Source organism: Nocardia sp. NPDC004573 (assembly GCF_053602135.1).
Map to the genome: position 1 here is coordinate 66,259 of NZ_JBSGDA010000027.1, position 14,356 is coordinate 80,614.

Sequence of the window (14,356 nt, forward strand, 5' to 3'; positions counted from 1 at the left end):
CTGCCCGTCGAACCCTTTCCGGCCCGACGGCGCCGGCCACACCAGCGCAGCCGGGTGAGGTGGTCGGCCGGAGCGGGAGCAGTCCGGAAACCCGGTCGTCCCGGCGAGTGATCGGCCGGCCTACGCACATGCGCGTAGGCGAGCCGGGGTCGGCTGCGTCGATCGTCGTAGCCGGTCGCGCGCCCGCGCGCGAGCGGGAGCACGCGTGGGTGCCGTACGCTCACGGCATGGTTGTGCAGGCGGCGTCGCGACGGCTGTCCGCCTGGTTCTCGCGTCGGCCCATGTGGTTTCCGGATGTCCTGCTGGCGCTGTTCGTCACCGTGATCCAGGTGCAGAGCGCCGCGATCCCGGTGCCGCTCGAGCCGGCCTACACACCGGTGTCGGGTTTCGGATACGTCCTGCTGATCGTCAGCGGCCTGGCTGTGGCCGCGCGCCGCAGGCAGCCGGTGGCGGTGTTCGTGGTCACGGCGTTGGCCAGCCTGGCGTATTTCGGTCTCGGCTTCCCCGACCGCGCTTCCTATCTCGCGCTTTTCGTCGCCCTGTACACCCTCGCCGCCTACGGCGACGGGCGGCGGTCGCTGCTGATCGCCGGTGGGGGCATCACGGTGCTCGCCCTCGGCTGGCTGATCGCCGCGGCGGACATCAAGCCGCTGGTGGCCATCGGCTGGGTGTTCTTCCGGATCGGCGCGTCGGTGATCAGCACGATCCTCGGTGAGTCCGTCCGGTCTCGCCGGGTCATCGCCGCCGATGCGCAAGAACGGGCGGAACTGGCCGAACGGTCCCGCGACGAAGAAGCAAGGGCGCGCGTCGACGCGGAACGGCTGCGCATCGCCCGCGAGGTCCACGACACCGTCGCCCACGCGATCGCCATCATCAACGTGCAATCCGGCGTCACCGCGCACGTGCTCGACAAGCGACCGGAACAAGCCCGCGAAGCGTTGCGCACCATCGAGCAGACCAGTTCGCGGGCACTGCGGGAGATGCGCGCGATCCTCGGGGTCCTGCGCGATGGCGACGAACGCGAGCCGTACCCCGGCCTCGGCCAGATCGACGAACTCGTCGGCAAGGCCCGCGACGCCGGGCTCGACATCGCTGTCGAGCAGACCTCCCCGGTGACGCCGCTGCCGAGCGCGGTGGGCAGCGCCGCGTATCGCATCGTGCAGGAATCCATCACGAACGTCATCCGGCACGTCGGCCCGACGAGAGTGACGGTGGCACTGGAACCCGGTATCGACACCTTGCGGATCCGGGTGGCCGACGAGGGCCGCCGCGACGGCGCGCAGGTCCCGGCGCGTCCCGACGGCTCACCTACGACCGGTCGCGGCATCGTCGGAATGCGCGAACGCTGCCGGCTGCTCGGCGGTGAGCTCGACGCGGTCGCGCGTCCCGGCGGCGGCTTCGAGGTCACCGCCCGCCTGCCCCTGACCCCGGTCGGATCGCGCTCGTGAACTCCACGCCACCGATCAAGGTCCTGCTCGCCGACGACGAACGCCTGGTCCGTTCCGGCTTCAGAGTCCTGCTCGACCTGGAAGACGACATCACGGTGGTCGGTGAAGCCACCACCGGCGCGGAAGCTGTCGAACTCGCACGCGCCACCCGCCCCGACGTCGTCCTCATGGACATCCGCATGCCGCGGCTGGACGGGATACGCGCCACCGCGCAGATCGCGGCCGCCGCCGGGATGGAGCAGGTCAGAGTGCTCATCCTCACCACATACGACACCGACGAGAACGTCTTCGACGCCTTGCAGGCGGGCGCGAGCGGATTCCTGCTGAAAGACGCGGGACCCGCCGAACTCTTGCACGCCATCCGGGTGGTCGCCGCCGGTGACGCGCTGCTCGCGCCGCGCGTCACCCGCCGCCTCATCGGCCAGTTCACCGCGCAGCGCAGGGCCGCCAAGTCCGCACAGGAGCGGCTGGCCGTGCTGACCGATCGCGAGCGCGAAGTGCTGGCGTTGGTGGGGCAGGGCCTGAGCAACGACGAGATCGGCGCCGCACTGTTTCTCAGCCCGGCCACCGCACGCACCCACGTCAGCCGCGCGATGGTGAAACTGGGTGCGCGCGACCGAGCGCAGCTGGTCGTGATCGCCTACCAAACGGGGCTGAGCGATCCCACGCAGTAGCCGGCGCCGTGTAGGTCCCTGGCTCCGGATCAGTGTCGCGAATAGCGAGAATCGCTGCGTATTTCGCTGACGAGTGCGCGATAGGCTACGACGACCGACGCAGCCGGGGGCGATCGTCGTACGCGGATTCACGTACACGGCGCCTCCTGTGGCCGGAAGCCGAGCATGCCCGGCGGGCGCGACGATCGACGGCATGATCCTGGATCCCGAACTCGAAGCAGCTGTTCCGTTCTTCCCCCCGGCCGACCTGTCCGACCCCGGTACGGCGCGGGAGAGACTCGCCGCGCTGGCCGCCGCGATCCCGGCACCGGCCGCCGAGCACCTGGAGATCGAAAACCGCACGGTGCCCGGCGCTGTCGAGGTGCCGGTCCGAATCTATCGGCCCCGCGCGGCGCGGGGGGCGATCATCTGGCTGCACGGCGGCGGATTCGTCATGGGTGATCTGGACACCGAACATCCGTGGGCCACGCTGCTCGCCGACAATTCCGGCGCGATGGTGATCTCGGTGGGCTACCGCTTGGCCCCCGAACATCCGTTTCCCGCCGCCCACGACGACGTCTACGCGGTGCTGGCCTGGACCGCCGAGCACGCGGCCGAGCTGGGCATCGATCCGGCGCGAATCGCGATCGGCGGCCACAGCGCCGGGGCGGGCCTCGCGACCGCGGTCGCCTTGCGCGCGCGTGACGAGCAAGGGCCGCCGATCCGCTTCCAGCTGCTCAATCAGCCCGTCCTCGACGACCGGCAGCAGACCTGGTCGGCGCGCACCTTCACCGACACGCCCTTCGTGACTCGAGCGAAGGTCGCCCAGATGTGGCGGCACTACCTCGGCGCCACGCCCGCGACGTCGTACGCCGCGCCCGCACGGGCCGCCGATCTGTCCGGTCTGCCGCCCGCCTACATCGCCACCGCCGAGTTCTGCCCGAACCGCGACGAGGACATCGACTATGCGCTGCGCTTGCTGCAAGCGGGCGTGCCGGTCGAACTGCATCAGTGGCCGGGCACCTTCCACGGGTCACAGGCGATCATGTCCGCCGAGGTATCCCGGCGCCAGAGCGCCGAACTCGCCGCCGCCCTGCGCCGCGCGCTGAGCGCGGACGCGTCGACGGGCTCGGAAACAGCCGCCCAGCAGAGCGCTTGACGAAGGCGGGAGAACGATGACCACCATCGACCTCGCCGAGGCGAGGAAGCAGACCACCACACCCGCGCCGGACGTCGGTTCCGCGGCGGAGCCGGGCGCGGCGAAGTTGCTGCGCCCCTATGCGGGCGGCTTCGCCGCCGTCGTCGTCCTGCAGATCATCGGCGCGGTCGCCGGCCTGGCGCCATTGCTCGCGGTTGTCGAACTGGGACGAATTCTGCTGTCGCCCAATCCTGTCGACCACGATCAGGTCCGGATGATCGTGCTCGCGGGCGCGGCCGGGTTGTTCGTCCGGCTGCTGTGCACGGCCGCGTCGTCCGGCATCGGGCATCGGCTCGACGGCCGGGTGCAACTGGCGTTCCGCAGGCAACTGGCCGCGCGCCTGGGACGGGTGCCGATCGGCTGGTTCTCCCGGCGCGGCAGCGGCGAACTGGCGAAGATCGTGGGCAAGGATGTCAATGCTGTGCATCCGCTCATCGCGCACACCCCGGGGGAACTCGTCGCCGCATTTGTGGTGCCGCTGGTATCGCTGATCTATCTGTTCACCGTCGACTGGCGACTCACCTTGATCACGCTGATACCGGTCGTGCTGGCGGTGGCGCTGGTGCCCCTCATGATGACCCCCACCCGGTTGCGCGAGCAGGAGCACTTCGACGCGGGAATGGGCCGGATCGCGAGCGCGACCGTCGAGTTCGTCCAGGGCATCTCGGTGGTCAAGGCGTTCGGCTCCGGCGAGCGCGCCCACCGCAGGTTCCGCACGGCCACCGACGATTTCGCGGACTCCTTCCTGCGCATGGTGCACGGTCTGGCCGGGATCGGCGCGGCGATGCAGGTGCTGCTGTCGCCGCCGTTCGTGCTGCTGGTCGTGCTGCTCGGCGCAGCGGTGCTGATCCCGGGCGGTTCGCTCGCCCCGCCGGATCTGCTGCCGTTCCTACTGCTGGGGCTCGGCCTGACCGCTCCGGTCGCGGCGCTCGGCCACGGTTTCGACGATCTGCAGGCCGCGCAGCGGGCGGTCGGCCGGATCCGGGACGTGCTCGCGGTGCCGTCGCTGCCGGAACCCGCGCGCCCGACAGCGCCGCGGGGGCACCGGGTGGAACTGCGGGAGGTCCGATTCGGCTACGAAGCCGAGCACGAGGTGCTGCGCGGGATCGACCTGGTACTCGAGCCGGGGACGGTCACCGCGATCGTCGGGCCGTCGGGCAGCGGGAAATCCACACTGGTTCAGCTGTTGCCCCGGTTCTACGACCCCACCCACGGTTCGGTCCGGCTGGGCGGCGTCGATCTGCGCGCACTCGGCAGCCGGGAGCTCTACCGGAGAGTTTCGTTCGTCTTCCAGGACGTACGGCTGCTGCGCGCCTCGGTCGCGGACAATATCGCGCTGGCGGTACCGCAGGCCGACCGCGACGCCGTGGTCCGGGCGGCACGGCTGGCGAACATCCATGATCGGATTCTCGAGCTGCCGCGCGGATACGAGACGGTGATCGGCGCCGATGCCGGGTTGTCCGGCGGTGAGGCGCAGCGGATCGCGCTCGCACGCGCGCTGCTGACCGACGCGCCCGTTCTCGTGCTCGACGAGGCGACCGCCTTCGCCGATCCGCAGACCGAGCAGGCGGTGCGCCGAGCCCTGACGACACTGAAGGGCGATCGGACGATCCTGGTCATCGCGCATCGTCTCGAGACGATCGCCGACGCCGACGCCGTCGTGCTGCTGGAGAACGGATCGATCGTCGAACGCGGCAACCCCGTCGAATTGCTGGCGCGCAACGGCAAGTTCGCCGACTTCTGGCGGTCGCAGCGATCCGCGCGAACCGATGACATCGAAACCCTCGGCGGCGTGCTGCGGCGCGAGCTCGGAGCGTGGGGCGGTCGCCGGGACGCGACCCGGCGGCCCGCCGACGTCGCCGACCCGACATCGCGAGGAGGCGAGTCCCGATGATCCGAATCCTGCTGCGCGTGCTGGGACACGAGGACGCCCGGCCCGTACGTCGCACCGTGGCCATGATGGCGGCCACCTCGATCGCCGAAGGGCTGTCCTACGCGCTTCTGGTCCCGGTCCTGCGGGCGCTGTTCGGGAACACGCCCACCGACGCGTGGCCCTGGCTGATCGCCTTCGCAGCGGCGATCGCGGGTTACGCGGCGCTGCGCTATCGCAGCGATCTGTCCGGATTCCTGGTGGGGACCACGCTCTTGCGCGGGGTCTATCGCCGCTTCGGCGATCACACGGCCCGATTGCCGCTCGGCTGGTTCACCGCGCGCCGCGTCGGAGAGGTGTCGGTGCTGGCGAGCGAGGGCGTGCTGCAGGCGATGAGCGTGATCGCGCATCTGCTGGCGCCGATGATCAACGCCGCGGTGACTCCGCTGACGATCGTCGCCGTGGTGCTCGCCTACGACTGGCGCATGGGGCTGGCCGCGCTGGCGGCCGTCCCGATCGTGGCGGCGATCCAGATCTGGACGGGACGATCGATGGCCGCCGCCGACGCCGAACGCGCCGAACGCGCCGAGGAGGCCACGGGCCGCGTCATCGAATATCTGCAGGCGCAGCCGGTGCTGCGGGCAGGCGGCCGGACCGCCGAACGATTCCGCCTGCTCGACGACTCGTTGGCGGGACTCGAACGCGCTTCCCGCCGCGCCATGCTGTCGGCGCTGCCCGGCATCGTGGGCCTGGCGCTCACGGTCCAGGCGATGTTCACCGCGCTGCTGGCCTTGGGCGCCTACCTGGCGCTCGGCGGCGACGTCGGCGCGGCGGAGATCCTCACCATCCTGGTGCTCGCCGCCCGCTGCGCGGACCCACTGCTGTCGCTGTCGGAAATCGCGGGCAAACTCCGCAGCGCTCGCTCCGTGCTGGCCGGCCTGGACACCTTGTTGCGCACCGAGCCGCTGCCGGAACCCAGCCGGCCCATCCGGCCGGTCGGGCACGACCTGGTCTTCGAGTCCGTCGTCTTCCGGCACGGCGGCCGCACGGTGATCGACGGCGTGTCGCTGTCCGTGCCCGAGGGACGGCGGGTCGCCATCGTCGGCCCCTCCGGTGCGGGGAAGAGCACACTGCTGCAACTGCTCGCACGGTTCTACGACGTGGACGCGGGCGCGGTGCGCGTGGGCGGAGCGGACGTGCGCGCGATCAGCACCGACGTGCTGATGGAGCGGATCGCCATCGTCTTCCAGGAGGTCTATCTCTTCGACGGCACCATCGAGGAGAACGTGCGTCTGGGCCGTCCCGGCGCCGCCGAAGCCGACGTGCGGGCCGCGGCGACCGCGGCCCGGTTGGACGAGGTGATCGACCGGCTGCCCGGCGGCTGGGCGACGAAGGTCGGCGAGGGGGGCGCGCTGTTGTCCGGTGGTGAGCGCCAGCGCGTCTCGATCGCGCGAGCGTTGCTGAAGAACGCGCCCATCGTGCTGCTGGACGAGGTCACCTCCGCGCTGGACCCGGTGAACGAGGCGGCCGTGCACGACGGCATCGAGCGGCTGATGGCCGGACGCACGGTGGTGATGGTCGCGCACCGTCTACGGACCGTCCGCCGGGCCGATCACATCGTCTTCCTGGACAACGGCCGGATCGTCGAACAAGGCAGCCACGACGAGCTGCTGCGCCACGGCGGCCGCTACGCCGACTTCTGGGCGATGTCCACGGCGACGGTGGCGAGCGAGTGAGCCGGATGCCTGTACCGCGGCTGCCCCCGGGCCGCGGTGCGGGCATCTCGGATCGATCCGGGGCGGGCCCGGTCACACGGTCCGCTCGTGGTCCGGTGCGGACGGGCCGCGCGTGTGCTTCGCCCAGCGTCGCAGCCCGGCCGGGCTGCGCAGCATCAGCACGCCGATGGCGGCGACGGCGATGCCGCGCGGCGCTTCGTAGATGAATCCGGACAACCCCTGGGTGGCGGGAATCGGCAGGAAGAATCCGACCATGCCGAGCAGCGTGAGCACCGCGATCCAGCGGGGAATCGTGTTGTGGCGCAGCATGCTCGCGCCCAGCAGGCCCATGCCGGCGAGCATGACCAGACCGCCGATCGAGTTGAACAGCGCGAACGCGGTCGTATCGATCATGTTGTCGTTGTCCGCGATCAGGTGCGCGGTCGCCGGGTCCTGCGCGAACGGGTAGGCGACGAACAATTCGACGGTGAGATGCCCGGTCGCGGTGACGATATTGCCGAGCAGGTAACAGACCGTGCCGAGGAACCCTGCCGTGCCGAGTCGCGGCCGCAGCCACGCGTACATCCCGGGCAGTCCGAGCACGAGCAGGACGGTGCCGACGCCGAGCAACGTCTGGGCGATCGGTGTCCCCGGGCTGGTCAGCGCCTCGACCGAATGGCCCTTGCGTGCCACGATCGGATGCAGTGTGCCGCCCGCGATGCACAGGACGCCGCCGATGGTCAGCGCGGCGCCGCACATCCGCAGTACAGTCTCGCGGGAGGGACCGCCTGCGGTCCGCTCGTCGCCGGTGGCCGGGGTTGGCAGGAGTGCTTGCGTGTGTGTCATGAGCCAAGAGTCGACGAGGGCGCTGGTGTGACGCTGGTGCGCGGCCGGTCCGGCGACGACACGCCCGCCATCGCGGTGCTCGGGCCGCTGGAGGTGCGCGGCCCGGACGGCGCCCGCATCACCATCCCGGCGCGCAAACACGCCGATCTCCTGGTCATCCTGGCGGCCGAGCGCACCACTCGCAGCGCGGACCATCTGTGCGAATTGCTCTGGCGGGGAAGCCCGCCCGAGAGTGCCCTGGTCACCCTGCAGGGCTATGTGTCGCGGTTGCGCAGGGCGCTGCGGCCGCTGCCCGAAGTGCGAATCGAGACGGGACCGAACGGCTACGTGCTGCGGTGCGGCGGCTCGGGCACCGACCTCGACCTGCTCGACGTGCTGTCCAGGGACGCCCGCGCGGCGCACGCCGACGGCGATGTGGCACGCGCCGTCGATCTGCTCGAACGCGCTCTGCGGCTGTGGCGCGGTGAGGCGCTGCCGGGCGTCGGTGACATCGCCGAACTCGCTCCCGAGCGGGCGCGTCTGGACGAACTGCGGTCGGAACTGATCGGACTGTGCGCGGAGGGCTTGATCGTGCTGGGCCGGGCCGGGCACGCGGTCACACTGCTCACCGACGAACGCGAGCGGCATCCGCATCGGGAAGGCACGGCGCGATTGCTGGCGCTGGCGCTGCGCGACTGCGGACGGGTCTCCGAGGCGCTGGACGTGCTCACCCGGCTGCGACGTACGCTGCGCGAGGAGTTCGGCCTGGATCCCGCGCCGGACACCGCCCGGGTCGAGAACGAGATCCGCAATCCGCCGCAGCCGCCGTCGCCCGGACGGTCGGCGCTCGTCGGGCGCGACGACGTCGCCGCCGTACTCGATCGCGCCCGCGAACGGTCGCAGCGAGGGCTGGTCGTCGTGACCGTGCGCGGCGCGCCCGGCATCGGCAAGACGGCCGTCGTCGAGGACAGCGTCCGACGCCACGGCGACGCGGCCTTTTTCACCGCGGGCAGCAGCGGCGTGGATTCCTCCGCCTTGGCGACGTTGACGCCGTGGCTGGATCAGGCGGCGCTGGCCGGCCGCACCGTCCCCGCGATCCCGACGCCGCGAGCGCTCGCCGCGCTGTTCGCGGAGGTGGTGCGGGAGACCGGCCGGATGGTCGCCGTGATCGACGACGTGCAGTGGGCCGACCCCGACTCGGTGCGGATGATCGCGGCGGCCCTGCGCGTGCTGCGCGCCCATCCCGTCCTGCTGCTGCTCACCCTGCGGCCAGAGCCGCTCCCGCCCGAGGTGGACGCCGCGGTGCGGTTGCTACAGGACGCGGGTTCGGCTGTCGCGGTCCATCTTTCGCCGCTGTCCGACACTGCCGTGACGGAGCTGGTGCGGGCGGATGCGGGCTCGTCGGCTCCCGAGGTGCGCGCGCAGATCGTCGCGTTGAGCGGCGGCAGCCCCTTCGTCGCCGCGCAACTGTGCGATCTCGTGCGGGCCGGACGTCCGCTGGACGTCGGGGGTGCGGCCGGCGAGATCACGGCGGCGAAACTGGGCGCCGTTCCACCGTCGGCGCGAGCGCTCGCCGAGGTGCTGGCCGTCATCGGCCCGCACGCTCCGGTGGGATTGGTCGCCGCCGCCGACGGCGCACCGCGGTTCGACGACCGGATCGGCGAACTCGTCGCCGCGCGGGTCGTCTCCGTCGAGGACGGTGTCGTCGCCTTCGGGCACGAACTCGTGCGTGCCGCCGTGCTGGCCACCATCGGCGCGGTACGAACGGCGTCGCTGCACAAACGGATCGCGGATGCCCTGGCCGACCTGCGGCCCGGCGCGCTGGTGGCGCAGGCCGTGCATCGCAGCGCTGCCGCGCTCGATTCGCTGGATCCCGCCGCCGCCGACGCCTGCGCCGCCGCGGCGCGGGACGCGCTGCGGCGCGACGCGGCCACCGAATGCGCCGAACTCGCCGCGCGCGGGTTGCGGCACACGGATCCCGGTGACGCGGAGGCGGCGATCGAATTCGATCGGCTGGCCGGACAAGCGCACAACCGCCTCGGCCACTACGACGCTGCCGCCGCCTGTTTCGACCGCGCGGGGCGGCGCTGCGGTGAACGCGGTGACTGGGCCGGGCTGGCGCGGACCGCGCTGCTGGCCGCGCCGCGGGGCGTAGCCGGATACTTCTCCGGATACGGTGTGGTGCAGACGGGTTCGCCGGTGTTGCGGGCGCAGGCGCTGGCGCACCGCCTCGATCTCGACGCCGATCTGGTGGCCGAAGTGGAGGCGATCGAGGCCGCCGATCGCGCGATCCACGGCCTCGCGGGCGATCTCGACGCCTTGGCCGAAGCGCGGGCGCGTAGCGCACCGGGCAGCCGGTCGTGGCCGCAGGTGCTGCTGGCCGAGTTCGTGTGCACCTGGGATCCGGTGACGATCGCCGACCGGCGCAAGATCGCCGAGGAACTCGAGGAACTCGCCGGGCACGATCGCGCTGCCCGGGCGACGGCGGTCCATCTGCGCCGGGTCTGCGCGTTGGAGGCGGGCGACCTGCGCTTGGTGCGCCGGTTGTCGGCCGAATTCGCCCGGCTCGCCACCGACGGCGGCACCGACCTCGCGGCGACCCAGCTGTGGTGGCAGGTGATGCTCGCGGTGCTGCGCGGCGACTACCAGCGGTCCCAGGAGCTGATGACGCGGTTCGCCGCCGATCTGGGAGCGGTCGACGATCAGGCCCGGTTGCTTGCCGAGGCCTCGGTGCTGACCAGCAGTTCGATCGAGCTGTGGCATCGCGGACGGCTCGGCGAGGCACTGGCCGAGGCCGACCGCATGGCCGAGGACTTCGACGAGGATTTCGCGCTCGTGGTCGCGATGGCCGCGGCCGAGTTGGGGGACCACGACCGGGCGATGTCGTCGATCGAGTCGATCGTCGCGCTGCCGGGCAGATGGCACGGCCCGCGCGTCGTCGTGCGGGTGCCGCTGCTGCTCGAGGCGCTGCTCGCGGTGGGCCGGCAGGCGCCGCGGCAGCGCGACCGGGTGGTCGAGCTCACCGCCGGACTCGAACCGCTGACCCAGGGCTGGGGCGAGACGCTGCTGGTGCAATGGCCGGGTCTGGTTTGTCTCGGGCCGTCCGGCCTCTACCGCGGCACCGCACGCGGAATCCTCGGTCTTCCCGGCGCGCGCGACGAGGTGGTGGCGGCGCGCGACCGGGCGCGTGCGCTCGGCGCACGGCCATACGAGGCACGGGCCGAGGACCGCTTGAGCCGATGGCCGTTCGCCTGATCGGTCGGCGGTTCAGAGGGTGTTCCGGAGCCACTCCCGGTAGTGCGTGGGCGCCAGGCGCGCGTCCGGGCCCGCGGTGAGCACATCGCCGGGGACGGCGGCGAACATGCCCGCGGTGTCGTCGGTGACGACGGTGCGGTCGTCGTGCCGTGCGGCGAGGGTGAGCCTGCCGAGTTCGTCGAGGGTGAACACGTCCGGGCCCGCGACGTTGCGGACCCCGCCCAGCGGGTCCCCCGTGGCGACCTCGACGACGGCGTCGACGACATCCGCGGCGGCGATCGGCTGGATCGGGGTGGCGGGCAGGCGGACGGTGTCGCCGTCGGAGGTCCACGACAGCACCGCGTCGATGAACTCGAAGAACTGCGTGACCCGCACGATGGAGTACGGCGTCGGCCCCTCCCGCAGCAGGTCTTCCTGCAAGGTCTTGGCCCGGTAGTAGTCGAGCTGGGGCACCCGGTCCACGCCCACGATCGACAGCACGACCTGGTGCCCGACACCCGCGTTCTGCCCAGCGGCGAGCAGGTTGCGCATGGAGGTGCGGAAGAATTCCAGCGACGCCTCGTCGAAGGTCGGCGAGTTCGCCAGGTCGATCACGACCTGCGCACCCTCCAGCGCCTGGTCCAGCCCCTGCCCGCTGATCAGGTCGACACCGGTGGACATGGCGGCGGGGACGGCCTCGTGCCCGGCCGCGGTCAGCTTCCGAACCACCTGCGACCCGATCCGCCCGGTACCGCCGATTACTGTGAGCTTCATGGTTTCTCGCCTTTCGCGGTCGGCCACCGGGCAGCCCGGCGGTTCATGGCGGGCGATTGCCATGGCTTCTGCGGCCGAGCCAGCATCCCACTGGCGAATCGGCGGCGGGGCGGGTTCACGATCCTGCGCGACAGACCGTTACCGGTTCGTTCCGGTCCTGGTACCGCGTCCGCTCGCCTGACGGGTTCGCCGGTGCCGATGGCCCGAACCGGTGGCCGTCGAACACCCACTCGGCGCCGTCCCCGTCCAGCGACTCGTGCCTGCCTCCAGCTGATCATGGCGGGCGTGGCCGCCGTAGCGGGTGAGGACGGTCTCGCGCTGCATGCGGGACAGCTTCTCGGGATCGCGCACGGCGTAGAGGCCGGTGACGAGGCCGTCGTGGAAAGCATTCGCAGCGTCAGACGGTTTCGTCGGTTCCTCGGGCAATGCTGCTGCGGGGGTGGGGAGAAGGCGGGTGGCTTCCGGATTCTCGGTAGAAGGGCGTTGCCGGGCAGCGGTTTCCATCGAGGCGGTGTGCTCGATGGTGCGGCCGTGACCGGTATGGAGTTCGGGAGGCGGGCAGCAGCCGGTGCGGGGCGGCCCTACACTCGACGCACACGCATGCTTAGGACGGAGGTGATCGGCGGTTGAATCCCATGGATCCGCGCGACCAGCACACCGCACGTTATGAACCCGGTTATCAGCCGGGGGATTACCGTGATCCCGGATACAGCCGCGATCGCGGGTATGGACAAGATCCCGGGTACGGACAAGATGCCGGATACGGCCGAGAGCCCGGCTATGGCCAAGATGCCCGGCACGGCCGAGATGCCGGGTACGGCCACGGCTCGGGGTACGACCCGGATCCCGGCTACAGCGCCTACGAGTCCGACCGTCCGGCCCGGCGGTCGCGGCCACACCAGGGTCCGGACGTCAACATCGGCATGTTCGTCGGCGGTGTGATCGCGGCGGCCGTGGTGACCGCGCTGGCGGCCTGGTTGTGCGCCTGGATCATCGAGATCATCGCCACCCGGGTCACCGAGAGCGGTGAGTTCGGGGTGTGGAGCCCGATGTCCCAGGACGCGTACTGGTTCGCCGTGGTGGCCTTCATCTGCGCCCTGCTGGCCGGCGTGCTCTGGTATCTGCTGCGGTTGGGCACGCCGTCACCGGAGCTGTTCTTCGGCTGGATCGTCGGAATCCTCACCGCGGCGGCGGTGATCATTCCCCTGGCGCTGTCCAGCCACCTCTGGGTGGGTATCTCCACCGGTATCGAACATCTGGTGATCGGTCTCCCCATCTTCAGTCTCGTACGCATGGTGGGTGCCAAGAGCACCGTGCCCCCCGATAGCGCACGGTCGGCCGGGTAGCAGCCGCGGCCCCATGGCGCGGCCGAGGTGGCCGGCAGCGGTCGGATGGGCGGGAGCGGATGTGCGGCGGCCTGAATGCTTATGTCGTCGGGCCGCGTCTTCGATGATTTCGAGTAATGCGAGGCCGGGCGGATCGGTGATCCGCCCGGCCGGGTGAATTACCTCGATTCGGTTCTTTTGATGGATCAGAACGGCGTGAAGAAGAAGCCGAACCACGCACCGACTGCGGCGCCGACCGCGCAACCGATGACGGCGCCGACGATGAAGAACCAGATTCCGATGGCGATGCCGATCGCGCAGCCGATCGCCGCACCGATCACCGCGCCGCCGAACAGGGCGTCGTGCATCAAGCCCTGAATCTCCGGTGCGACCGCCGCGGGCGACGGCACGCCGGCCGCCGGTGTCAACGTCAACGTCCTACCCGACTGGTCGAGTGCGGGTGTGACGCTGAAGTTCTGCCCGGTCTCCATACGCAGTGTCGTCGGTATCGTGCCGACGATCGCGCCATTGTCGGCGATCACGGCGACCGCATCCGGCGTCACCTCGAACTTCCCCGAGGCCAGATCGACGGTAGCGGTGCGGTGATCCGCCGCCAGCGTCGTCGTGTAGGAGATAGGACCATCCACCCCGTTCATCGTGAGGTCTGTCAGGGTGCCCTCACCATGCGCTGTGGCCATTGCTATTCCTGTCGACGCTACGGCCAACAGGGCGGTCGCCACCAATTTCTTGATAATCATTCGGGCGTCCAATCATGGGACCTGTGTGGATTCCCCCGGGCGGGCATCATCGACCGTCAGCTATGATCTTTCTCCCTCAACCATTCGGTTGTCGATAGGTATTCGCTATGAGGCATTTCCGTACTCGAAGTCGGAAATTGTCTCGGCCGCCCGAGAAAATACAAGAGGGCACGGATCGGCGCGTTGCGGCGGCTTCCTCGCGGTGCGCTGGTACAACCCGTTCATGACTCGGCAGACACCGACAATTAGGCACGCGCGCCTGGCGTTGGAGCAGGTGGCCGCTGAACTCGACCAGACGGCTTTTCGCGGCGGCTATCTCACCTCCGAGCGCATGCGATTTCTCGCGACCAAGGTCCGCGACGCGTTCCAGGTGTACGACGACGCCGTCCAATCGGCCGCACCGGCGGACTGACCGGCAGCGTGGCCGCGGCGCGCACCGCCGGCAGTGCCGACGGCGCTCGACGTGTCGCGGGCGCGAATGGATCCGGCCGGGCCCTGATTGCCTATCCGGCCTGGTGTTGGTTCGCGAGCATCCTGTCGGCGGCCCCGTGGAAAC

The 14,356-nt window shown here is 70.7% G+C and carries 11 protein-coding genes; 8 read left to right on the forward strand and 3 right to left on the reverse strand.

Going from position 1 to position 14,356, the window contains the following annotated elements; translation table 11 throughout:
- Positions 1-227 precede the first annotated feature (227 nt).
- From ACWEKR_RS30260 to ACWEKR_RS30280, 5 genes are all read left to right on the forward strand, one after another.
- A complete protein-coding gene (locus ACWEKR_RS30260) occupies positions 228-1,448 on the forward strand; it encodes a sensor histidine kinase (protein ID WP_452357352.1) in 1,221 nt (406 codons plus the stop codon).
- Positions 1,445-2,122 (forward strand): response regulator, encoded by a 678-nt coding sequence (locus ACWEKR_RS30265; protein WP_452357353.1) that lies wholly within the window; start codon positions 1,445-1,447, stop codon positions 2,120-2,122. Before ACWEKR_RS30260 ends, ACWEKR_RS30265 begins: the two co-directional genes overlap by 4 nt.
- A 193-nt stretch (positions 2,123-2,315) precedes the next feature.
- Complete coding sequence (locus tag ACWEKR_RS30270; RefSeq protein ID WP_452357354.1) at positions 2,316-3,260, forward strand: alpha/beta hydrolase; 945 nt, start codon at positions 2,316-2,318, stop codon at positions 3,258-3,260.
- 16 nt (positions 3,261-3,276) lie between these two features.
- Positions 3,277-5,193 carry an ABC transporter ATP-binding protein gene (locus ACWEKR_RS30275; RefSeq protein ID WP_452357355.1) on the forward strand — a complete coding sequence of 639 codons (1,917 nt, stop codon included), beginning with the start codon at positions 3,277-3,279 and terminating at the stop codon, positions 5,191-5,193.
- Entirely contained in the window at positions 5,190-6,905 is a 1,716-nt protein-coding gene (locus tag ACWEKR_RS30280; RefSeq protein ID WP_452357356.1) for an ABC transporter ATP-binding protein, read from the forward strand. Before ACWEKR_RS30275 ends, ACWEKR_RS30280 begins: the two co-directional genes overlap by 4 nt.
- A 72-nt stretch (positions 6,906-6,977) precedes the next feature.
- Here ACWEKR_RS30280 and ACWEKR_RS30285 read toward each other — a convergent pair whose 3' ends face one another.
- Positions 6,978-7,730: a hypothetical protein gene (locus ACWEKR_RS30285; RefSeq protein WP_452357357.1), complete on the reverse strand. Its 753-nt coding sequence runs from the start codon at positions 7,728-7,730 to the stop codon at positions 6,978-6,980.
- Positions 7,731-7,757: 27 nt separating this feature from the next.
- On the opposite strand from ACWEKR_RS30285, the gene ACWEKR_RS30290 reads away from it, so the two are divergent.
- Entirely contained in the window at positions 7,758-10,964 is a 3,207-nt protein-coding gene (locus tag ACWEKR_RS30290) for a BTAD domain-containing putative transcriptional regulator (protein WP_452357358.1), read from the forward strand.
- A gap of 12 nt (positions 10,965-10,976) precedes the next feature.
- Here the strand turns inward: ACWEKR_RS30290 and ACWEKR_RS30295 are convergent, their stop codons facing one another.
- Positions 10,977-11,717: an SDR family oxidoreductase gene (locus ACWEKR_RS30295; RefSeq protein WP_452357359.1), complete on the reverse strand. Its 741-nt coding sequence runs from the start codon at positions 11,715-11,717 to the stop codon at positions 10,977-10,979.
- A gap of 635 nt (positions 11,718-12,352) precedes the next feature.
- On the opposite strand from ACWEKR_RS30295, the gene ACWEKR_RS30300 reads away from it, so the two are divergent.
- A complete protein-coding gene (locus tag ACWEKR_RS30300) occupies positions 12,353-13,063 on the forward strand; it encodes a hypothetical protein (protein ID WP_452357377.1) in 711 nt (236 codons plus the stop codon).
- 185 nt (positions 13,064-13,248) lie between these two features.
- Here the strand turns inward: ACWEKR_RS30300 and ACWEKR_RS30305 are convergent, their stop codons facing one another.
- A complete protein-coding gene (locus ACWEKR_RS30305) occupies positions 13,249-13,740 on the reverse strand; it encodes a hypothetical protein (RefSeq protein ID WP_228830393.1) in 492 nt (163 codons plus the stop codon).
- 283 nt (positions 13,741-14,023) lie between these two features.
- Between ACWEKR_RS30305 and ACWEKR_RS30310 the strand changes: the two genes are divergently transcribed.
- The gene (locus tag ACWEKR_RS30310) at positions 14,024-14,212 is read left to right on the forward strand and encodes a hypothetical protein (RefSeq protein ID WP_452357360.1); all 189 of its coding nucleotides are present in this window, start codon (positions 14,024-14,026) and stop codon (positions 14,210-14,212) included.
- Positions 14,213-14,356 lie beyond the last annotated feature (144 nt).

Excerpts from the sequence above, each read along its gene's own strand:
- ACWEKR_RS30300 (WP_452357377.1), top strand. The coding sequence starts at position 12,353 with ATGGATCCGCGCGACCAGCACACCGCACGTTATGAACCCGGTTATCAG.
- ACWEKR_RS30285 (WP_452357357.1), bottom strand. The coding sequence starts at position 7,730 with ATGACACACACGCAAGCACTCCTGCCAACCCCGGCCACCGGCGACGAG.
- ACWEKR_RS30310 (WP_452357360.1), top strand. The coding sequence starts at position 14,024 with ATGACTCGGCAGACACCGACAATTAGGCACGCGCGCCTGGCGTTGGAG.
- ACWEKR_RS30280 (WP_452357356.1), top strand. The coding sequence starts at position 5,190 with ATGATCCGAATCCTGCTGCGCGTGCTGGGACACGAGGACGCCCGGCCC.
- ACWEKR_RS30260 (WP_452357352.1), top strand. The coding sequence starts at position 228 with ATGGTTGTGCAGGCGGCGTCGCGACGGCTGTCCGCCTGGTTCTCGCGT.
- ACWEKR_RS30270 (WP_452357354.1), top strand. The coding sequence starts at position 2,316 with ATGATCCTGGATCCCGAACTCGAAGCAGCTGTTCCGTTCTTCCCCCCG.
- ACWEKR_RS30275 (WP_452357355.1), top strand. The coding sequence starts at position 3,277 with ATGACCACCATCGACCTCGCCGAGGCGAGGAAGCAGACCACCACACCC.
- ACWEKR_RS30305 (WP_228830393.1), bottom strand. The coding sequence starts at position 13,740 with ATGGCCACAGCGCATGGTGAGGGCACCCTGACAGACCTCACGATGAAC.
- ACWEKR_RS30295 (WP_452357359.1), bottom strand. The coding sequence starts at position 11,717 with ATGAAGCTCACAGTAATCGGCGGTACCGGGCGGATCGGGTCGCAGGTG.